We start from the raw sequence: 19,811 nt of genomic DNA, 5'->3' as shown, positions 1-19,811 counted from the left end.
AGAAATCCCAACAGCTATGTCTTCCCTTACAAATTCTACTTTGGATGTTCACGCCATCAGACAGGAGTTTCCCGTTCTACATCAACACATTAACGGAAAGCCGCTGGTGTATTTCGACAATGCAGCTACCTCTCAAAAGCCGCGTGTAGTTATCGAAGCCTTGAAGCAATATTACGAACAATACAATGCGAACATTCATCGCGGGGCGCACCATCTGGCAGTGCGTGCTACCGAAGCCTATGAGCAAAGCCGCGAAGCAGCCCGTCGTTTTTTGAATGCTTCTTCCACTGATGAAATACTGTTTGTGCGCGGGGTAACGGAAGCTGTCAACCTTGTTGCCGACTGTTTGTCGCGCAGCTTGCTGCAGGAAGGCGATGAGGTACTCATCTCTGCTATGGAACACCATTCCAATATTGTGCCTTGGCAGATGGCATGCGAGCGTACGGGTGCCACTTTGAAGGTTATTCCTGTTAAGGAAAATGGCGAGCTGGACACGGCGCAAGCCGATGCTTTGTTGAGTGCGCGCACCAAAGTGTTGTCGGTAGTGCACATATCCAATGCTTTGGGCAGCATCAACCCCGTGAAAGAGCTGATTCGGAAGGCTAAAGCCCGGGGCGCGCTTACTTTCATCGATGGGGCACAGGGCGCCGTGCACTTACCTATAGATGTGCAAGACTTAGATTGCGACTTCTATGCCTTTTCTGGGCACAAAGTGTATGCACCTACCGGCATTGGGGTGCTTTATGGCAGGCGCTCGGTACTGGAAAAGCTGCCGCCTTATCACGGAGGTGGTGAAATGATTAAAGAAGTTACCTTCGAGAAAACCACCTACAATGAGCTGCCTTTTAAGTATGAAGCCGGTACCCCCAATATTGCCGATGCTATTGCGCTGCGTTATGCCATCGAGTTTGTGGAACAGATAGGCAAAGAAGCCATGCTGCATCACGAGCAGGCACTGCTCCACTATGCTACCGACTTGGTTAGCCGTATCGATGGTTTGCAGGTCATAGGACAGGCAAAAGAAAAGGCAGGCATTCTTTCTTTCGTCATAGAAGGGGTGCACCATCATGATATTGGTGTACTGCTCGACAATATGGGGGTTGCCATTCGCACGGGGCACCATTGTACCCAGCCGCTGATGCGTTGTTTGGGCTTAGAAGGAACAAGTCGCGCTTCTTTTGCTGTTTACAATACGCCCGAAGAAGTGGAACGCTTTGCCGAAGCCCTGAAAAAAGCGGCGAATATGCTTCGTTAAACCGAGGAATCAATGAAGTCATGACCATAGAAGAAATACAACAGGAAATAGCCGAGGACTTTGCCCTCTTCGACAATTGGGAAGACAAATACGCCTATCTGATTGAGCTGGGCAAGCAACTGCCGCCCATGCCCGAAGAGTTAAAAACCGAAGATAAGCTAGTGAAAGGCTGCCAGTCGAAAGTCTGGTTGCATGCCTATATGAAAGACGGTAAGTTGTATTTTCTGGCAGACAGCGACGCCCTGATAGTCAAGGGCATCGTAAGTTTGCTTATCAAGGTGTTGTCGGGGCACAAGCCCGAAGAAATAGCACGAGCCAACTTGCATCTTATTGAAGACATAGGCTTGAAACAGCACCTGTCGATGACTCGTGCCAATGGGCTTGTATCTATGATTAAGCACATGAAGGCTTATGCCGAAGCAGTGAACAGTCAACCATAAAAAAGGCAGATGCTATGAGCGAAGAAAACAAAAGCAACTATCTGGAGAATATCCCCGACTTGAAAGAGAAAGTCATCGAAGCCATCAAAACAGTGTATGACCCTGAGATACCGGTGGATATTTATGAGTTGGGCTTGATTTACGACATTAAAATCTACCCGGTAAACAACGTGTACATCCTGATGACCCTCACTTCGCCCAACTGTCCGTCGGCGGAGTTTATCCCCGACGAAGTGAAGCAGAAAGTAGCAGCTGTGGAAGGGGTGAATGATGTAGAGATAGAACTGACTTTCGACCCGCCTTACTCTATGGATATGATGTCGGAAGCCGCCCGCCTTGAATTAGGATTGCTTTAATTTTGTTTAGGTTTAAAAAAAGAAAACCCTATGTATCCTGAAGAATTAGTGGCGCCTATGCGTGCCGACCTCACTGAAGTAGGATTTCAAGAATGTAAAACGCCCGAAGAGGTAGTCGACTTATTGGAAAACAACAATCAAGGCACCATTCTGATGGTGGTGAATTCTGTGTGCGGATGTGCGGCGGGGGCTGCGCGTCCGGCTATCAAGCTGGCGCTGTCGATGAGCCCAAAGCGTCCTGATAAGCTGGCGACTGTCTTTGCCGGCGTGGATAAAGAAGCCACCGCCAAAGCGCGTGAATACATGTTGCCCTATCCGCCTTCTTCGCCCTCTATTGCTTTGTTCAAAGATGGTGAGCTGGTACATTTTATCGAGCGCCATCATATTGAAGGGCGCAGTGCTCAGATGCTGGCAAATCACCTGATAGCCGTATTTGAGGAGTTTTGCTAAGCTAATTTGTCATATCTCGTAGGAAAGAGGCACTTCGGTGCCTTTTTTTATTGTAAAAAGACAAAACAAGTGATTGAAAATAAAGGCTTATAAATGAACTACAGTGCTTAATTTTTTGTTAAAAAACTCAACATAAACATATAACTGCAGTGAATAATCACCTCCACCCGCAAGACTCGCAGGCACTTATGGAAACTACCGAACGCCTGTTTCACCGTGACTTTGATGTGCCGGCTGTGCGCACCCACAATTGGGCTGCGCTGCATCAAGCGGTTTGTGAGGTGATAGACTATTACTTGCAGCGCGCCCCCGAGCGTTTTTTTCAGATTATGTATCGTTTAGATGTGGACGAAAAAAAAGTAAAGGACTGTCTTGCGCAAGGCAATTTGGAGGCGCTGGCTGCCATTATCATTGAGCGTGAAAAAGAGAAAGCACAGTGGCGGCTACGCTATCCGTCCCGCTCTATCTGGCATGATGACGACGACGAAGCCGGTCATTAAATCTGTGTTATGGCTGTTGTAGAAGATAATTGCGCATTTTCTCTACGGTCTCGCTTATGTGTATGATGTCTCCTTCCTGTACTCGAAAACTCATAAGGTCATTTTGCTTCACTACCAACACGTTGCCCTTTACCTCTGTGGTGGGCTTGCGGTATTCATAGGTGATGGTAATGGGTTCGAATGCTTGCATCAGCTTTTCAAGCTGCTTATATAATCTTTGTATCTTTTGATTCTGGTCATAGAAAGAAAGATACATCATAAGGCTACCCAAATATATTTTTTGTTCTGCCAAGTGTTTTTTTAAACTGGCGTTGGGGTGGTGTTCAAATATCAAGCAACTTAAATACAACTGTTCTAACCACATAGACAGCACATAACGAATTGATAGGTAGGGCGAATGGTAGTAGTTGAGTAAGAAGCGTTGGGCTTGCTCTTGGTTGAGTGCCTTGCGACTCAAAGTGAGAAGCGAATCTATGGGAGTATCTTCTATAGACGCATCTGTAATGGGGTACAGAAACTCAAGCTGAAGGTCTTTGGCATAGCTCTGTAGAGCTTTTTGGTAAACGAGGGCTTGCGATTTGTTTTGTTGTAGCAATGCCAGATGCAGGCGGCATGCCAGTGCCGCAGCAAGCGACAGACGGGCTGTTTCTCCTACCGACTTTTTTTGTAAGAGCTCATTGGCGTCTTGTAGTTGGGCAGGGTATTCCAGCAGTTTTTCGAGCAGCAGGCTGCTTTCAGGTATAAACTCGCTGATGAGTGGCTGAAAACGGCTGCTGTCGGTGGTCAAATCGTCTGCATCGACAGGCGACAAATCTTGCTTGCGCTTTGCCGTTTGTCGCTGTGCTTGCTCTGTTTGGCAGCCAAGCAAAAGCAAAGTAGCCATTATGAAGAAAAAGCCGGTAATAGGAAGGCGAGCAGCTTTCATTTTTCTTGTGATGTTTTTTAAATGGAATCATTGTCTTGAGTAGTAGCAAACTGGATAGCGATGGTTCTGCATAATTCTTCGTACCATCGCCTACCGTATTTCCGTATGAGTGGCTCTTTCAGAAAGCGATAGAGCGGCACGCGCAACTGCTTGCCATGTGCACAAGCCGGCTTACAAATTTCCCAACGATGGTAATTCACTGCGTCAAACTCATCGTAGTGGGTGATGCGTATGGGATACAAATGGCAGGAAATGGGTTTCTTGAAATGGCTCTTCCCTTCATGATAGGCTTGTTCGAAAGCACATTTGAGTTGCCCTCGCTCGTCGCGGAAAGCATAAACACACTCGCCAGTGGGTAAGATAGGGGTTGATAGTTCGCCTTCTTGGTCGATGGTATGAGTACCCTGCGCTTCTATTATTTCTATCGCTTCTTGCGAAAGGTAAGGGCGCACCGTAGGCAGCAATTGGGCTATAGTTTCACACTCTGCCTCTTCCAAAGGGGCGCCGGCGTCGCCTTCTACACAGCAAGCCCCTTTGCAAGCAGAAAGTTCGCATACAAAGTACTCCTCTGCAATGTCGTCAGACAGATATACGTTCCCTACAATAATCATAAACCAAAGAGAGCGGACTGCATTTTACGAAAGGTGTTACTCAAAAGTACAATGAAAAGCGCCAATATCAAACTAATATCTTGCAAAATTTCTTACATTTGGACGCACTTAAATGCTATTTTTTCAATAAAAAATTCAAAAAGTTATGGATAAGCCGGACTTCCGTCCCGAAAGCCTAATGATGTCTTACGGTTACCGCCCTGAGTGGTCGGAAGGAGCACTGAAATGCCCCATCTTCCAGACCTCTACTTTTGTCTTCAAAACTGCCGAGGAGGGCAAAGCGCACTTTGAGCTTGCCTATGGTTTGCGTCAGCCCAACAAAGGAGAGCAGCTGGGTTTGATTTACAGCCGCATCAACAACCCCGACCTTGAAATACTCGAAGACCGTTTGGGGCTTTGGGACCAAGCCGATGATTGTGCCGTATTTGAAAGTGGCATGTCGGCAATTACTACCATTTTGCTTGAGTTTTTACAGCCCGGCGATGTGATTTTGCATACCAATCCTTTATATGGCGGCACCGACCAATTCATTTCAGAAATCCTGCCTAAATATGGCATCAGTTCTTTGGAGTGGAACCGGCAAGACACCTACGATGCCTTGCAGCAGCGTCTTGAAAAAGCATTGCAAGGCAAACGCTTGGGCATAATATACATAGAGACACCCGCCAACCCCACCAATACGCTTTACGATATTGAATGGGGCAAGCGCTTGGCAGAGCATTTCAGTAGCGATAACCACAAACCGGTGGTGGTTGTCGATAACACTTATTTGGGTCCTCTTTGGCAGCACCCGCTTAAGCATGGTGCCGACTTAGTGGCTTACTCGGCAACCAAATATATTGGCGGACACAGCGACGTGATTGCAGGGGCTGTGTCGGGCAAAGCCGAATATATGCAGCGAGTCAAGGTATTGCGTACTTTTCTGGGCAACATGGCGGGACCTTGGACAGGCTGGTTGCTGTTGCGCAGCTTGGAGACCCTGCAGCTGCGTATGGAGCGGCAGGCTAAAAATGCCCGAGTGGTAGCAGAGTTTTTGCGTGAGCATCCCAAGGTAGAAAAGGTGCATTATTTGGGTTTTCTGAGCGAAGAGCACGAGCCGCAGCAATATGCCATTTTCCGTAAGCAATGCAGCAGCACAGGAGCCATGCTCTCTTTCGATGTGAAAGGGGGCGAAGCAGCTGCTTTCCGGATGCTCAATAGCCTGAAGCTGGTGAAGCTGGCAGTAAGCTTGGGAAGTACCGAGTCTTTGGCGCAGCATCCTGCCACCATGACCCATGCCGGTGTGCCTGCACAGCGAAAAGCCGAAATGGGCATTACCGACAAGATGATACGTTTGTCGGTAGGTGTGGAGCACCCCGATGACCTTATTTGGGACCTGAAGCAAGCGCTCGAGCAGGTTGATAGATGACCCGATGTATTAAGACCCCTCGGCGGCAATGTTCAACAGAGTGCTGCACAGCTTTTTAGAAGGCGGTAGCTGTGAAGTTGCCTTTTGGGCAACATTTGCATGTGGTATTGCTCAGTTTGGTAGAACCGACGGCAGAAGACTATGCTACCAATTTGTTCGGAGTAGGCGCCAGTGCTGGTGCATCGGGTAGTATAAGCCTACAACAAGATTGTAGAAGGGTGCATGCATGCCGAAATCATCGGAGTGCATGTGCAGATGCTGTAAAATAAAAAGCCCATGAACCACTGTTGGAGTTCATGGGCACAAATAGCCTTTAACTTGCCCTTAGGCAGGGATTTCTTCGCGCATGAGTTTCAAAAACTCACGGATGAAAGCCGGATGGGCAGGCCACGCAGGTGCCGTTACCAGATTACCATCTACTACGGCTTGGTCGGCGGCTACTTCTTTGAAATGACCCCCGGCAAGCGTTACTTCTGGACCTACGGCGGGATAGGCGGTTAAGGTACGCCCCTTGACTACCCCCGCAGCAGTGAGTATTTGTATGCCATGACAGATAGCAGCTACCGGTTTGTCGGCTTCAAAGAAATGGCGTACAATGTCGAGCACTCTCTGATTGAGGCGCAGGTATTCGGGTGCTCGTCCACCGGCAATGACCAAGCCGTCATACTGCTCGGCTTTTACCTCATCGAAAGAGTAGGAGAGGGTAAACCAGTGTCCCGGTTTTTCGCTGTAGGTCTGCTCTCCTTCAAAGTCGTGGATGGCAGTGCGCACTTTGTCTCCTTTCTTTTTGTCGGGGCAGACAGCATGCACTTCGTAGCCTACCATCAGCAGCATTTGGTAGGGCACCATGGTTTCGTAGTCTTCGGCATAGTCGCCGGTAAGCAGCAGTACTTTTTTCATGACTGTAGAAGTTTAGTTGAACATGTTCATAATGTAGCTTATTTCTCTTTGAAAGTCAACGGATTGACTTTTGTTTTCTGTGAATTTTTTGTGTTTTTAGTATGAAAGCCATGGGGTTTGGGGCGCTGCGTTTTATTTATCCCAGAATTCATTGCCCTGCATGTCCACGTAGCCGCTTTTGCCTTTGATTAAACGCACTTCAGCTACCTCGCCCGAGACCAAATAAGCTTCTGCATACTTGAGCGGCACCACTATTTCGCCTTTTCTGTTGATAAATCCATACTTGCCATCTTTTGCTACCCAAGTGAAAGAGGGCATTTCGAAATGCCATGCATCGTCGAACACAGGGGGCACTACCACTTCGCCCTGACGGTTGATGAAGCCGAATCGATTGGATTGGCGTATCATTGCCAAGCCGTTGACGAATTCAAAAGCGACTTCAAAAGGACCCGCAATGACAGGCTCATTGCGGTGGTTAATGTAGAAGTAGCCTTTGTTATTGTGCACTACAGCCAAGCCTTCATGAAAGCTGCCGGCATGGTCGTATTGTGGCGGAATGACCCATTTCCCTTTTTTGTTGATAAAGCCCAAGGAGGTATATTTTTTTTACCAGAGCCAGCCCTTCCCGGAAGAGGTCTACCTCGTCGTATTGTGGTGGTATGACCTCTTTCCCTTTCAGGTTGATGAATCCGTAAAGTCCCTTGCGGCGTATTGGTGCCATACTTTCGCAAAAAGGACCCACTTCTTCATAAATCAAAGGAATGACTTCCTTGCCTTGTGTATCTACAAATCCCCACAGCCCATTGCGTGATACGCGTGCGCGTCCTTCGTAAAACAACTCTACAGTTTCGTATTGAATGGGCACGACTACCTTGCCTGTGCGGTCAATGATGCCCCGCAGTTTGTTCAGGGTAACGACGGCATAAACATCCTTAAAAGAGCTCACCAGCTCGTATTGTGGAGGGACGACCCATTGCCCTTGCCGGTCGATGAAGCCCCATTTGCCCTTGTAGTTTACTTTGGCAAGCCCTTCGCAGAAAGGCTCCACGTAATCGTAGCGGCAGGGAATGCGTATTTGTTTTTTTCGGTCGCAAAAGCCCCAATATTCGCCTTGGCGATAAGGATAAAACCCTACACTTTCACTTTGAGGGAGGCTTCTTTTGGAACAACTGATGAACAGACATGGAAGAAAAAGCAAATGCAGAAGTAGTAGCAACTGATGCTTTGTCATAACAAATGCTTTTCGAGTAAAATAAAGAGCAATTGCCTCAAAAGTAAGCGTTGAGGAGTGAAGCTGCTTGAAGTGCTTTGTTTTTCGTAAATTGCCCCCATGAATTCACAACACAGCATGGAGCAGTATTTAGCTACATTGAATGAACCCCAGCGGCAAGCCGTAGAGCATATAGAAGGTCCTTTGATGGTGATTGCAGGCGCAGGTTCAGGCAAAACACGGGTGCTTACCTTGCGTATTGCCCGCTTGATGGAACTGGGCGTAGAGCCTTTTCAAATCTTGGCACTTACATTTACCAACAAAGCAGCGGGCGAAATGCGCGAACGCATCGAGCGCATCGTGGGCACCGAAGCGCGCAGTTTGTGGATGGGTACCTTTCACTCGGTTTTTGCCAAGATTTTACGCATTGAAGGCGAGCGCTTGGGCTATAGTCGTGATTTCACCATTTACGATACCGATGATTCGCATTCGCTTATCAGAAGCATTGTCAAAGAGCTGAATCTGGATGACAAGCTGTATCGCCCGGCGTATGTGCATGGGCGGATATCGCTCCTAAAAAACAGCCTGATTTCTTACCGCGAGTATCTGTCAAATCCTATTTTTCTGGCAGAGGATGAAGCTGCTCAACGCCCACATATGGGCACTATTTACAAGATGTATCAAGAGCGTTGTTTCAAAGCCAACGCCATGGACTTTGACGACCTGCTATTCAATACTAACATCCTTTTTCGGGACCACCTCGACGTGCTAAACAAATACCAGCACCGTTTTCAGTTTATCATGGTGGATGAGTTTCAGGACACCAACTTGGCGCAGTATTGGATTATACGCAAGCTTGCCAACGTGCACCGCAACATAGGCGTGGTGGGCGATGACGCTCAGAGTATTTATGCCTTTCGTGGTGCCGACATACGCAATATTCTAAACTTCCAAAAGGACTATTCCGAAGCGGTGGTGGTGCGGCTCGAACAGAACTATCGCTCTACACAGGTGATAGTGGAGGCAGCCAATGAGGTGATTGCCCACAATCAACACCAACTACCCAAAAGAGTGTGGACAAGCAACCCCAGGGGAGAATTGATTAAGGTGATAGAAGCTTGGAGCGACAACGAAGAGGCTCGCTTGGTGGTCGATGACCTTCAAGAGCAGAAGTTTAAGAAACAGTTGTCCAACAAAGAAATTGCTATTTTGTATCGTACCAATGCGCAGTCGAGGGCTTTTGAGGAGGCTTTGCGTCGCGCTGGCATCAAATACCGCATCATAGGCGGCATATCGTTTTATCAGCGCAAGGAAATCAAAGACATTCTGGCTTACTTGCGACTGGCACTCAACCCCAACGACGAAGAGGCTTTCAAGCGTATTGTGAACTTTCCGAAGCGAGGCTTGGGCGATGTAACCGTCGATAAAGTGCTGATAGTTGCCCGCACCGAAGGTTTAGGACTGTGGGGGGCTTTGAAGCAAGCAAATCGCTATCTGAAAGGCAACACGCTCAGCGTCCTCGAAGAGTTTACTGTGATGATGGAAGCTTTCAGACTGATGATTCAAGAGCGGGATGCTTACGAGGTAGCCACCGAAGTCGTACGGCGCTCGGGCTTGCTCAAAGAGTATTATGAAGACAAGAGCGTGGAGGGCATCGTCCGTTATGAAAACATACAAGAATTTTTGAATGGGGTGCAGGCGTTTGTACAAGACCCCAACAGGGAAGACAAAAGCCTGAGTGCTTTTTTGCAAGAGGTGGCTTTGCTTACTTCGGCAGACGAGGCTGATGACGACCAAGAAGCTGTATCATTGATGACGGTCCACGGCGCCAAAGGATTGGAGTTCCGCCAAGTATATGTTGCCGGTATGGAAGAAGAGCTTTTCCCCTCTTACATTTCATCGGCTACATTAGAAGACCTCGAAGAGGAGCGGCGCTTGTTCTATGTAGCCATGACACGTGCAAAAGAACGGCTTACGCTTTCTTTTGCCAGAAAACGGTATATCTATGGCAAACTGATGGAACGGACGCCCAGCCGTTTCTTGCAAGAGATTTCACCGATATATCTTGATTGGCGAGGCACAAGCCCCTACAATTCTCGTGCATACAGAGAAGAGTCCGATACCGGCTTGGCGGACGCCATCCGTCAATACAAACAGAACCAAAGTGCCATCAAGAGCGCCACTTATCGCCCGCCGGCAGACTTTCAGCCCAGCGACATCCATTTGGTCGTTGAGGGCGCAAGAGTAGAGCATAAAAAATTTGGTTATGGCACGGTATTGAGTCTGGAAGGCAGCGGCGATGAAAAAAAAGCGGTTATCGACTTCGAAGAAGTCGGACAAAAGACGCTGCTGCTCAAGTTTGCCAAACTAAGAGTACATACCAACAAGTAAACCCAAAAACTATGTTCGAATATCAGCAAAAGAAACCTTTGAAGTTGCTCGAATATGGGCGCAACATACAAGGGCTGGCAGAATATCTGCTTACCATTGAAGACCGCCAAAAACGCACCGACTATGCCCATGCTTTGGTGGAGCTTATGAAAGATTTATTGCCCAACTATGGCGATGGCGAAGATGTGTACAACAAATTATGGGATGATTTGTTCATCATGACCGATTTCCGTTTAGATGTGGATGCGCCTTTTCCTATGCCCGACCCGGAACAGCTGAACCGACGCCCCGACCCGGTACCTTACCCTCAGGCAGACTTGAAATACAAACACTATGGGCGCAACATCGAACGCCTTATTGAAATGGCTAAGCAATTAGAAGACGAGGAAGAACGTAAAGTTACCTTTGGCTACATTGGTAGCCTCATGAAGATGCAAAGCCTTGCTTGGAATCAAGATAGCGTGGAGAATGCAGTCATATACCAGCATTTGCAAGAGATGGTCGGCAGCGAATTGCCTTTTTCATTGGAAGAAGTGGAAGCTTTAGAGCTTTTCGATAACCTGAGTGCGCGCAACAACAAAAACCGCAACAGCAACGGACATAGCAACGGAAAGCAAATCAAGAAAAAAAGAAAACGCCGCTAACAGCAAAAATACAAGCCTGTATCTGCAGAGAAGATGCGGGCTTCTGTTTTTTTCGACGGCACTGTTGTTCTTGTTTTGTAAGCTGCTTGTATTTTGAGTTAGAAAAGTTTTTTTGTGAATGCCATCCTAAAAGCCCTGAAAGCAGCCCAAAAGCCAGAGTCGTTGCCTGCACTTCAAGGTAATTGCTTCGGCAAAATATGCCATAGAGATAAGCCCGTGAGAAGCAAAAGACAGCATAATGAAAAAAGCCCGCTTTTTTGCGGGCTTCTTTGCTCCCCAGGCTGGGCTCGAACCAGCGACCCCCTGATTAACAGTCAGGTGCTCTAACCAGCTGAGCTACTGAGGAGTCTTGCTCTTTGTTCTCGAATTCTGATGCAATATTAAGCGCTTTGAAAAAACTGTGCAAGCATTTTGCTAAAAAAATTTTTTGTTTTACGGCAACCAATTGTTCATCAATATGTTATATAATTAACTTTGAGCAGCTGTTTTTCGCATGCTTTTTGTTATTTTTCTGCTGTCATGCCGTTTTAATAAACCAGAGAAATAAAGAATGAGTAACCGAATCAAAAATATTCTTTTTAGCCCTTTTGCCGGAGGTGTAGCGGGCGCTCTCGTGGTCTTGCTGCTCTTCCAGTGGTGGAATAGCCCTTCCAAGCCGGAGGCGTTGATTCATCAGCCCGACTTCTCGGCACGCCCGGTAGCTGCCGCCAAAGGGAAAGTCCTGGATGCAGAGGCTTTTTTGGAAGCAGCCAACAAGGCAGCCCCTGCCATCGTGCACATCAAATCGCGCATGCGCTCTTCTGAAGCCGAAGAAGAGCTTTTTTACAGCTTCCACGACCGTAGTTTGAAGATTCCGCGCACTACCACCGGCTCGGGTGTGCTTATTAGCAAAGATGGCTACCTTATCACCAACTATCACGTGGTGGAAGGAGCTTACGAAATACAGATTTTGCTATGGGACCAGCGTTATTTTGAAGCAGAAGTCATAGGCACTGACCCCAGCACCGACCTCGCGCTGCTGAAAATAGATGCCGACAATCTGGCTTTTTTACCTTTTGGCAACTCCGACCAAGTGCAAATAGGTGAATGGGTGTTGGCTCTGGGCAACCCTTTCGATTTGAGCTTCACGGTAACCGCCGGCATCATCAGTGCCAAAGCAAGAAACATCAACATCATACGTGAAGAAAACGGCTTGCAGATAGAGTCTTTCCTGCAAACCGATGCGGTGGTGAACCCCGGCAACAGTGGTGGGGCTTTGGTGAACCTGCGCGGCGAGCTGATTGGTATCAATACTGCCATTGCCAGCCAGACGGGCAGCTATTCGGGTTATTCCTTTGCCGTGCCTTCCAACTTGGTGCGAAAGGTAGCCTACGACCTGCTTGAATATGGCGAAGTGCAGCGAGCCATTTTGGGCGTGCAGATTCAAGACTTGGATATAGAAACCGCACGTGCCTACAAGCTCACGCACCTCAATGGCGTGCTGGTGAAGGCAGTCAATGCCAACAGTGGTGCCGAAGAAGCAGGCTTGAAGCCCGGCGACATTATTTTGAAAGTGGACAGCCTGCCCATACGCAATATGTCGGAGTTGCAGGAGCGCATTGCTTTGCATTATCCCGGTGAGACGGTGCAAATTACCTTTCTGCGCGATGGCAAGAAACGTAGCGTAACGGCTCGTCTGCGCAATGTAAAAGGCGGTTTAGCACTTGCCAAGAAAGTAAACAATGTGCATGTATTTGCATTAGGAGGTGAGTGGGAAAGCCTCAGTCTTGAGGAAATGAGCCGCTACGAGTTGGAAGGTGGTGCCCGCCTGCTGCAACTGCGTCCCGGTCCTTTGTTCAATGCTGGATTGGAGAAAGGCTTTATTGTAACGGAACTGAGCATCAACGGTAAAAAAATAAAAATAAAGGATGCCACCCAACTGGCGAAACTGCTGCGTAGTGCCGAGGCACACCGCCACGTGTTGTATATGGAGGGAATCTATCCGGGTGGAAGCCGACAATACTATCCCATTGAATGGTAGCGGTGCTCGGCTTGTGATTAAGGGGAAGGAAGAAGCGAAGTGATACTACTGCCGTTTTATTCAAACATAGCTGCGATTTGCTGTGCATCGAGGATAACCAAGATGCGTTCGCCATAAGGCGAGAAGTTGGGATTGCTGGAGGCAAACAGCTGCGCAATCATACTTTGCATTTCTTCTTGCGACAAACGCTTGGGTAAGCGGTGTGCCGCTCGCGCGGCTAAGGTACGCGCTACCTTTTCATCCTGTGCTAAGCTGAAGTCGTTATGCATTTGCTTGTATTGTTCCAAAAAAAACTCAAGGATATGCTGCGGCTCGTCTTGCAAATCCGAAGGCACACTGCGCACCAATACCTCCCCACTTTGCAAGAATTCCAGCTCGAAGCCCACCTGCTGCAGTTGGGGACTTATTTCTTGCAATAAAGTGCGGTCGGCTGTAGGCAGGCTGATACGCGCCGGAAAAAGCACCTGTTGGGCAAAACGCTTCCCTGAACGTATCTGTTGCAAAAAGCGGTCATACAAAATGCGTTGTTTGGCTGCCTTGATGTTGATGAGCAGTAAGCCCGATTTGACCTGAGACACCAAGTATTGCTCATGCAATTGAAACACAGGTTGGCTTTCGGGGCTTAATGCCTGTTTAGCCTCTTCTTCCTCATCCTCTATTTGGTTGAGCCGGCTGCTTACCTTGATGACCTTGCTTTTTTGTTGCTCTTGCTCGCGTTGCTGCATCTTTTGAAACAGCTCCAGTTCTTCGCCTTCTAAGGGTATGTTAAGGGTTTGTTCAGCTTCGAAATCCTCAAACAGACGTTTCCAGTCTTTGCTTGCTTGCTTCGATTGTTTGGATTGAAAGTCTTGGCTTTCGCTCTGCCTGCTCGAAGCCAAAGAGCCGGGCTCGCTTGGTTTCTTGTTGTGGAGGCTGCGCACGTCGGACAGCGACTCCGGAAAGTTGATGCTTATTTCAAAGTCAAGCGAAGGTTTGATATGGTGGGTTGCCAGTGCTCGTTGCACAGCCGTAAGCATGAAGGCATACAAGGTGCGCTCGTCTTCAAATTTTACCTCAGTTTTGGTGGGGTGTACGTTCACATCCACCTGCTCGGGGTCTATATCAATAAAAAGACAATAGAACGGATAAGTGCCTTCCAAGAGGGTATCGGCATAGGCTTGCATCACAGCATGATGCAAATAACCATGCTTGATGAAGCGTTTGTTCACAAAGAAGAATTGTTCGCCGCGTGTCTTTTTGGCTTGTTGGGGGGTGCCTATGTATCCGTGTATTTTTACTGTGGGCGTTTCTTCTTTGCAGGGGATGAGCAGTTGGCGATACTGTTTGCCAAATAAATCGACGATGCGACGACTCAGTTTGCCCGGATGCAGGTTGTACACTTCCACTTGATTGTGATGCAGCTCAAAATGGATGGAAGGGTGGGCAAGTGCCACCCGATAAAACTCTTGGAATATATGCTGCATCTCTACGGCATTGGACTTGAGGAACTTGCGTCGCGCAGGCACATTAAAAAATAAATTCTTCACCGCAATAGAGGTGCCTTCCGGACATATGACTTCTTCTTGAGTGATAAGTTCCGACCCCTCGATGCGCAGCAAGGTGCCCAAGTCGGCATCGCGCAGCCGCGTTTTCATCTCTACTTGTGCAACGGCAGCTATCGAAGCCAGCGCCTCGCCGCGAAAGCCCATCGTGCGGATACGGAAAAGGTCATCGGCGTGTTTGATTTTGGAGGTAGCATGCCGTTCAAAGCTCATGCGTGCATCATTGGGCGACATACCTATTCCGTTGTCAATGACATGAATCAGCGATTTGCCCCCATCTTTTACTATCAGCTTGATGTGTGTGGCTTCGGCATCGATGGCGTTTTCGAGCAGCTCTTTTACCACCGAGGCGGGGCGCTGCACCACCTCGCCAGCGGCTATTTGATTGGCTATGTTGTCCGGAAGTAGTCGAATACGGTCTGTCATAGGCTTCATGCATTTGAGCTACGACGACGCCACCAGTCGGCAGTGATAACTAATGCGGCAAATAAATATGCCCACAAACCAACATACAAAAAGCCCAAAGTGCTGATGGCAATGGCGCTGATATAGAGTCCGCGCGTCTTAACCGGGGAGGGGCTGCTTGTTTGACGGCGTCGGTAAAAGGCACGAATCGACTCCTTGACTTGTTCGGGGGAAGTATTGGGGGCTGCCGCCCGCAAAATACGTTCGTAACGCTGCGCTCTTTCTTCTTTTTCGGGGTCGTAGTAGCGGGTAACAAAGTGAAAACGTTTGTATTTAGGCAGTTTAAACAGAAAAAAGCGCATGATGTTTGAGTGTTTTAAAACACAACGATTTCTTTTACTTCAAAAGTTGCAAACTATTTGCTTTTTTGCAAACCTACTAAAGTTTTACCTTTATCCGTTCTTTGCAATTGACAGCGGTTAGTACTTATTGTTAAAAACTTGATGCACCTCAATGATTCGAATATTTGGAGCTTTCTTACTGACTTTATGGATACCAACCTTCTTTTCGCCCACTCACCCAGCTGCAACAGAAGTGCAAACCAAAGACCGCTGGGTCGACAGTGTCATGCGCAGCATGAGTTTGCGCCAGAAGATAGGGCAGCTGATGATGGTGGCGGCGTATTCGAATAAAGACGAGCAGCACGTGCAGGTATTGGAAACACTCGTGAGAGACTATGACATCGGTGGAGTGATATTTTTTCAAGGAGGTCCGGTGCGACAGGCGCTCATCACCAACCGGCTGCAGGCAATAGCCAAAGTGCCTTTGTGGATAGCCATCGATGGGGAGTGGGGACTGGGTATGCGCCTCGACAGTACCCTGTCGTATCCTCGACAGATGACCTTAGGTGCCCTGCGCGACGATGCTTATATCTACGAGATGGGCAAGCAAATTGCTGAGCAGTGTCGTCGTATAGGTGTTCATATCAACTTTGCGCCGGTAGTCGATATCAACAACAACCCCGCCAATCCGGTGATAGGCTATCGTTCTTTTGGGGAAAATAAATACCGAGTGGCAGCCAAAGGGCTGGCATATGCCCGTGGCATGCAGGAATACGGTTTGATAGCTTGTGCCAAGCATTTTCCCGGGCATGGCGACACCGACACCGACTCCCACTATGCGCTTCCAGTGATTCAACACAGCCGTCTGCGCCTCGATACCCTCGAGCTCTATCCCTTCAAGGAGCTGATTTTAGGCGGCGTCAAGAGTATGATGGTGGCACACCTCTACATTCCGGCTTTGGATAAGAGCAAGCGTCCTACTACTTTGTCTCGACCAGTGGTAACCGATTTGTTGCGTGAACGCCTTGCCTATGATGGTCTTTTGTTTACCGATGCCCTGAATATGAAAGGGGTAAGTGCTTATTTTAAAGCCGGTGAAATAGAACTGATGGCTTTGGAAGCCGGCAATGATGTGTTGCTCTTTCCACAGGATGTGCCCCAAGCAGTAGCCTACATAGAAGAAGCAGTGAAAAAGGGTAAGCTCAAAGAGGCAGACTTGGATGTGCATGTAAGGCGCATTTTGTCTGCCAAATATGATTTAGGACTTAGGACACCCCAGCGCATCGAGACAGCAGGTATAGAAGAAGACCTGCACAAGCCGGTGTATCGGGCATTGATAGAAGAAGCCTATCAAAAAGCCCTGACCCTGCTGCGCAACGAGGATGACTTGTTGCCTGTCCGTCATATAGAGCTCGAAGAGATGGCGTCGGTAAGCATAGGTCTGCCCGATGGTAATGAGTTTCAGGACTACCTCGACCTGTATGCCTCTTTCACTCATTATGCCATTGGCAAAGAAGACAAACGAAACGCTTACCTCTACAATCAAATTCTGGCAAATGCAGAGCGTCATTCTTTGTTTGTGGTAGGTATTTTTGATATGAACTGGCGCCCAAAGTCCACCTTTGGCATCAGTCCGGAGACCCTTCGCTTTCTGAAAGAACTGCAGAAAAAAAGCAAGGTAGTGGTGGCTGTATTTGGCAGCCCTTATGCTCTTGCGCAGCTGGAAGACATGGAGCACCTGATTTGCGCCTATGAAGAGACCCCCCAGACCTTGCGTGCCGTGCCACAAGCCATCTTTGGGGCGCTTGCCTTTGAAGGGCGTTTACCGGTGTCGGTAGGCAAATTCCGTGAGGGCAGCGGCATCATCACGCCCAAGCTGCAAAGGCTGCAATATTCAGAAGTGCCCGAAACTGCCGGCTTGGATAGCCGTGTACTGAGGCAAGTAGATGCCCTGATGCAAGAAGCCATAAAACAGCAAGCCATGCCGGGGGGGCAGTTGCTGGTAGCACGTAACGGGCGGGTGGTGTGGCATAAAGCCTACGGACACTTTACTTATTTCGGCGAGCGCCCCGTCACGCTGCGTGACCTCTACGACATCGCCTCGGTGTCGAAGGTGGCAGGCACTCTTTATGCCATACAGTTTCTTTATGAACAAGGCTTTATAGATTTGCGCACGCCCATCAAGCATTATCTGCCAGAGTTGGCAGGCAACCCCAAGGGGGAAGTAACTATTTATGATTTGCTGCTCCATCAGGCAGGGCTCAAAGCTTTTATTCCTTTTTGGCAACGTACGTTGGATGCCTCTGGTCAATGGCTGCCTCATTTCTATATCAATAGCTTTTCTGAAAGCTACCCCATAGAGGTAGCCGCCCGCATGTATGCTCATCGCTCGCTGCCCGACTCTTTGAAGCAATGGGTTATCGAGTCGGAAATGCTCAAAAAGCGACAAGGTAAGTATCCTTTTGTGTATAGTGACCTAGGTTTCTATCTGTTGAAGGAAATAGCAGAAAAGCAGTTGAACCAACCTTTAGACCGTTTTCTGTCTCAGAACTTGTATGAGCCGTTAGGCGCTTATCGTTTGATGTATCGCCCCACTTTGCGCTATCCTAAAACCTTGATTGCACCTACCGAAGACGACCTTGAGTTTCGTAAACAAATGCTGCAAGGGCACGTACATGACCCCTTTGCTGCCATGGAAGGGGGCGTAGGAGGGCATGCCGGGCTTTTTGCCAATGCCAATGACTTGGCAAAGGTGATGCAGATGTATTTGCAGATGGGCTATTATGGAGGGCGCCGCTATTTGATGCCGCAAACCGTTACTCTCTTTTCTGCACGGCAAGAGCGGAACAACCGCCGCGGTTTGGGATGGGACAAGCCCCCAAAAGGTCAATTGTATAGTTATATTTCGCGCTATGCCTCGCCTCTGTCTTATGGGCATTCGGGTTTTACGGGTACTGTGGTATGGGCAGACCCCACCTACAACCTGCTGATTGTTTTCCTTTCGAACCGGGTGCACCCTACTGCCGACAACCAAAAGTTGGTTACCGGGCATGTGCGGCGCCGAGTGTCAGATGTAGTGTACAGCTCGCTGATGGAGCATGCTTTTCTTTTTGCTACGCAGCAGTTGGAAAAGCTACTGGAGCAAGACGTTCAACCGCGCCGCTAAGGCAGGTGCACATAGCCGGGATAGGCAATCTGTTTATTGAAAATACGGATATAGGGCTTGAGGCGCAGCGCTACCTCATCGCCTGCTTTGCCGTCGGCACGGCGCAAGCGAAAGCCTTTCTCTGCAACTTCTTTCGCGTCTTGCCCTTGGAATAGTGCCCACAAGTCGCTTTCTATGCTCATGGAAAAAGAGGCCGTTTGTCCGCCTTCTATTTCCATGCGTTGTCCGGAGCTGCCTGTAGCTGCCTTTTTACCGAACAACCACAGTTCGTAGTCGATGCGGTTGAGTGCGGCGCGCGCTTGGTTGGGGTTATACACTGCCAGGCGGAAGGTGAGTTGTAAAGGCAGTTGTTTTTGCTGCATGGCATGGCGCAAAATGTTGCCGGCCTGAAGCATGTTGAGCTCTTTCCAGCTTTGCAAGCCGGTGATGTCCTGTCCTGCCAATTGAACCGCTTCGATACGTTCCAAACGAAACTCACAGCGGGAGAAGTTTTTCATGTCGCGCAGGCTGCGGCAACCGGCAAGTAACAACACGCAAACACAAGCAATAAGAGGGCGGTATTTCATGGGGCAATCTTGTTTTAAAACTTATGAACCTCTACACAAAGCTTAAAAATACACAAAAAAACCGCCCGTGAAAGGGCGGCGGGGTTTAGAACTTTATACAATCTGCTGGATAAGTTGGCACCACAAGCCAGAGGTAGGCCTTGTCCGGGAGTTCCTCTACGACATAAACGGTTTTGTTTTTCAGATAGTGGTAAACAGTACAGTCGTAGGGGAGTTCTTTTTTGCGGTGAGGAACTATTAGCTCATGAAACTCATCCGGGCTAAGTATATGTAGCCCTTTCAGGTCTTGGAGTGGTACTTCTCTGTGTGTGGGCATTCTGCGGCGATTGATAATGCGGATGTCTATGGGTGTAAATAGTGATGAAAAATTGGCATAGGGAATTTTAGGGTTATTTTTGTATATGTTTATGGATATTTGGTAGTAAATAAAGAGCGAATCACCCATTTCTCCCGGTTCCCGCAGGTGCCAAGCGTCTTGAATCTTCTCGATATAAGACACACCGTTTTTTTTACCGGTGAGGCGGAGATAGAGGGTATCTCCGGTTCTTTGCTGATTGTCTCGCAGGCTGAATCGTTGTGCCTGTGTGTGTTGAGCGAAGACACACAGGAGGCAGAGCAGTAATAGTTTACTGAATGTTTTCATAGGGCTATTCTGTTTTTATGAATTTAGCAAAAACGGACG

The 19,811-nt window shown here is 48.4% G+C and carries 19 protein-coding genes and 1 tRNA gene; 10 read left to right on the top strand and 10 right to left on the bottom strand.

All coding sequences use genetic code 11. The annotated features are described in order from the left end of the window. Positions 1-16 precede the first annotated feature (16 nt). The 5 genes from FHS56_RS07685 (at position 17) to FHS56_RS07665 (ending at position 3,001) form a co-directional block, all read left to right on the top strand. The gene (locus tag FHS56_RS07685) at positions 17-1,255 is read left to right on the top strand and encodes an aminotransferase class V-fold PLP-dependent enzyme (RefSeq protein WP_166919375.1); all 1,239 of its coding nucleotides are present in this window, start codon (positions 17-19) and stop codon (positions 1,253-1,255) included. 20 nt (positions 1,256-1,275) lie between these two features. Next, entirely contained in the window at positions 1,276-1,695 is a 420-nt protein-coding gene (locus FHS56_RS07680) for a SufE family protein (protein WP_166919373.1), read from the top strand. Between the two features lie 14 nt (positions 1,696-1,709). After that, the gene (locus FHS56_RS07675; RefSeq protein WP_166919371.1) at positions 1,710-2,051 is read left to right on the top strand and encodes an SUF system Fe-S cluster assembly protein; all 342 of its coding nucleotides are present in this window, start codon (positions 1,710-1,712) and stop codon (positions 2,049-2,051) included. A 30-nt stretch (positions 2,052-2,081) separates the two neighbouring features. Further along, positions 2,082-2,501 carry a BrxA/BrxB family bacilliredoxin gene (locus FHS56_RS07670; RefSeq protein WP_166919369.1) on the top strand — a complete coding sequence of 140 codons (420 nt, stop codon included), beginning with the start codon at positions 2,082-2,084 and terminating at the stop codon, positions 2,499-2,501. A 149-nt stretch (positions 2,502-2,650) separates the two neighbouring features. Beyond that, complete coding sequence (locus FHS56_RS07665; protein ID WP_166919367.1) at positions 2,651-3,001, top strand: hypothetical protein; 351 nt, start codon at positions 2,651-2,653, stop codon at positions 2,999-3,001. 7 nt (positions 3,002-3,008) lie between these two features. Here the strand turns inward: FHS56_RS07665 and FHS56_RS07660 are convergent, their stop codons facing one another. Next, complete coding sequence (locus tag FHS56_RS07660) at positions 3,009-3,926, bottom strand: hypothetical protein (protein ID WP_166919365.1); 918 nt, start codon at positions 3,924-3,926, stop codon at positions 3,009-3,011. Between the two features lie 17 nt (positions 3,927-3,943). Continuing rightward, complete coding sequence (locus FHS56_RS07655; RefSeq protein ID WP_166919363.1) at positions 3,944-4,537, bottom strand: DUF3109 family protein; 594 nt, start codon at positions 4,535-4,537, stop codon at positions 3,944-3,946. 145 nt (positions 4,538-4,682) lie between these two features. Here FHS56_RS07655 and FHS56_RS07650 point away from each other — a divergent pair, with 145 nt between their 5' ends. After that, positions 4,683-5,945, top strand: a complete 1,263-nt coding sequence (locus FHS56_RS07650) for a cystathionine gamma-synthase family protein (RefSeq protein ID WP_166919361.1) — start codon at positions 4,683-4,685, stop codon at positions 5,943-5,945. Positions 5,946-6,269: 324 nt separating this feature from the next. On the opposite strand, the gene FHS56_RS07645 is transcribed toward FHS56_RS07650, so the two are convergent. The 3 genes from FHS56_RS07645 to FHS56_RS07635 all read right to left on the bottom strand — a co-directional run bounded on the left by FHS56_RS07645 (position 6,270) and on the right by FHS56_RS07635 (position 8,076). After that, positions 6,270-6,845 carry a DJ-1/PfpI family protein gene (locus tag FHS56_RS07645; protein ID WP_166919359.1) on the bottom strand — a complete coding sequence of 192 codons (576 nt, stop codon included), beginning with the start codon at positions 6,843-6,845 and terminating at the stop codon, positions 6,270-6,272. A gap of 132 nt (positions 6,846-6,977) precedes the next feature. Beyond that, positions 6,978-7,436, bottom strand: coding sequence for a WG repeat-containing protein (locus FHS56_RS07640; RefSeq protein WP_166919357.1), 459 nt, complete (start codon positions 7,434-7,436; stop codon positions 6,978-6,980). Then, complete coding sequence (locus FHS56_RS07635) at positions 7,366-8,076, bottom strand: WG repeat-containing protein (RefSeq protein WP_166919355.1); 711 nt, start codon at positions 8,074-8,076, stop codon at positions 7,366-7,368. Before FHS56_RS07635 ends, FHS56_RS07640 begins: the two co-directional genes overlap by 71 nt. 117 nt (positions 8,077-8,193) lie before the next feature. Here FHS56_RS07635 and FHS56_RS07630 point away from each other — a divergent pair, with 117 nt between their 5' ends. Continuing rightward, positions 8,194-10,446 carry an ATP-dependent helicase gene (locus tag FHS56_RS07630; RefSeq protein ID WP_166920198.1) on the top strand — a complete coding sequence of 751 codons (2,253 nt, stop codon included), beginning with the start codon at positions 8,194-8,196 and terminating at the stop codon, positions 10,444-10,446. A gap of 11 nt (positions 10,447-10,457) precedes the next feature. Continuing rightward, complete coding sequence (locus tag FHS56_RS07625; RefSeq protein ID WP_166919353.1) at positions 10,458-11,090, top strand: DUF4290 domain-containing protein; 633 nt, start codon at positions 10,458-10,460, stop codon at positions 11,088-11,090. A 272-nt stretch (positions 11,091-11,362) separates the two neighbouring features. On the opposite strand, the gene FHS56_RS07620 is transcribed toward FHS56_RS07625, so the two are convergent. Next, positions 11,363-11,436: transfer RNA gene (locus FHS56_RS07620), tRNA-Asn, on the bottom strand. 204 nt (positions 11,437-11,640) lie between these two features. On the opposite strand from FHS56_RS07620, the gene FHS56_RS07615 reads away from it, so the two are divergent. Further along, positions 11,641-13,110, top strand: a complete 1,470-nt coding sequence (locus tag FHS56_RS07615; protein WP_166919351.1) for a S1C family serine protease — start codon at positions 11,641-11,643, stop codon at positions 13,108-13,110. A 56-nt stretch (positions 13,111-13,166) separates the two neighbouring features. Here FHS56_RS07615 and mutL read toward each other — a convergent pair whose 3' ends face one another. Both mutL and FHS56_RS07605 read right to left on the bottom strand, forming a co-directional pair. Next, on the bottom strand, positions 13,167-15,077 hold the full coding sequence (mutL, locus tag FHS56_RS07610; RefSeq protein WP_166919349.1) for a DNA mismatch repair endonuclease MutL: 1,911 nt from the start codon (positions 15,075-15,077) through the stop codon (positions 13,167-13,169). 5 nt (positions 15,078-15,082) lie between these two features. Then, on the bottom strand, positions 15,083-15,418 hold the full coding sequence (locus FHS56_RS07605; protein ID WP_166919347.1) for a hypothetical protein: 336 nt from the start codon (positions 15,416-15,418) through the stop codon (positions 15,083-15,085). Between the two features lie 151 nt (positions 15,419-15,569). Here FHS56_RS07605 and FHS56_RS07600 point away from each other — a divergent pair, with 151 nt between their 5' ends. Then, on the top strand, positions 15,570-18,563 hold the full coding sequence (locus FHS56_RS07600) for a glycoside hydrolase family 3 N-terminal domain-containing protein (protein WP_166919345.1): 2,994 nt from the start codon (positions 15,570-15,572) through the stop codon (positions 18,561-18,563). Here FHS56_RS07600 and FHS56_RS07595 read toward each other — a convergent pair. After that, positions 18,560-19,129, bottom strand: a complete 570-nt coding sequence (locus tag FHS56_RS07595) for an NDR1/HIN1-like protein (RefSeq protein WP_166919343.1) — start codon at positions 19,127-19,129, stop codon at positions 18,560-18,562. The genes FHS56_RS07600 and FHS56_RS07595 overlap by 4 nt on opposite strands. Positions 19,130-19,214: 85 nt before the next feature. Beyond that, positions 19,215-19,772, bottom strand: coding sequence for a hypothetical protein (locus tag FHS56_RS07590; RefSeq protein WP_166919341.1), 558 nt, complete (start codon positions 19,770-19,772; stop codon positions 19,215-19,217). Between the last annotated feature and the right edge of the window lie 39 nt (positions 19,773-19,811).

Origin of the sequence: Thermonema lapsum (assembly GCF_011761635.1) — a bacterium.
GTDB classification, from domain to species: Bacteria; Bacteroidota; Bacteroidia; order Cytophagales; family Thermonemataceae; genus Thermonema; species Thermonema lapsum.
This window is presented reverse-complemented; position numbering and strand designations above follow the sequence as displayed.

Bases quoted from the DNA above. Each gene is read 5' to 3' on its own strand.
- FHS56_RS07685 (WP_166919375.1), top strand. From the start codon at position 17: ATGTCTTCCCTTACAAATTCTACTTTGGATGTTCACGCCATCAGACAG.
- FHS56_RS07670 (WP_166919369.1), top strand. From the start codon at position 2,082: ATGTATCCTGAAGAATTAGTGGCGCCTATGCGTGCCGACCTCACTGAA.
- FHS56_RS07600 (WP_166919345.1), top strand. From the start codon at position 15,570: ATGATTCGAATATTTGGAGCTTTCTTACTGACTTTATGGATACCAACC.
- FHS56_RS07605 (WP_166919347.1), bottom strand. From the start codon at position 15,418: ATGCGCTTTTTTCTGTTTAAACTGCCTAAATACAAACGTTTTCACTTT.
- FHS56_RS07625 (WP_166919353.1), top strand. From the start codon at position 10,458: ATGTTCGAATATCAGCAAAAGAAACCTTTGAAGTTGCTCGAATATGGG.
- FHS56_RS07645 (WP_166919359.1), bottom strand. From the start codon at position 6,845: ATGAAAAAAGTACTGCTGCTTACCGGCGACTATGCCGAAGACTACGAA.
- FHS56_RS07630 (WP_166920198.1), top strand. From the start codon at position 8,194: ATGGAGCAGTATTTAGCTACATTGAATGAACCCCAGCGGCAAGCCGTA.
- FHS56_RS07675 (WP_166919371.1), top strand. From the start codon at position 1,710: ATGAGCGAAGAAAACAAAAGCAACTATCTGGAGAATATCCCCGACTTG.
- FHS56_RS07615 (WP_166919351.1), top strand. From the start codon at position 11,641: ATGAGTAACCGAATCAAAAATATTCTTTTTAGCCCTTTTGCCGGAGGT.
- FHS56_RS07650 (WP_166919361.1), top strand. From the start codon at position 4,683: ATGGATAAGCCGGACTTCCGTCCCGAAAGCCTAATGATGTCTTACGGT.
- FHS56_RS07595 (WP_166919343.1), bottom strand. From the start codon at position 19,129: ATGAAATACCGCCCTCTTATTGCTTGTGTTTGCGTGTTGTTACTTGCC.
- FHS56_RS07655 (WP_166919363.1), bottom strand. From the start codon at position 4,537: ATGATTATTGTAGGGAACGTATATCTGTCTGACGACATTGCAGAGGAG.
- FHS56_RS07680 (WP_166919373.1), top strand. From the start codon at position 1,276: ATGACCATAGAAGAAATACAACAGGAAATAGCCGAGGACTTTGCCCTC.
- mutL (WP_166919349.1), bottom strand. From the start codon at position 15,077: ATGACAGACCGTATTCGACTACTTCCGGACAACATAGCCAATCAAATA.
- FHS56_RS07660 (WP_166919365.1), bottom strand. From the start codon at position 3,926: ATGAAAGCTGCTCGCCTTCCTATTACCGGCTTTTTCTTCATAATGGCT.
- FHS56_RS07635 (WP_166919355.1), bottom strand. From the start codon at position 8,076: ATGACAAAGCATCAGTTGCTACTACTTCTGCATTTGCTTTTTCTTCCA.
- FHS56_RS07590 (WP_166919341.1), bottom strand. From the start codon at position 19,772: ATGAAAACATTCAGTAAACTATTACTGCTCTGCCTCCTGTGTGTCTTC.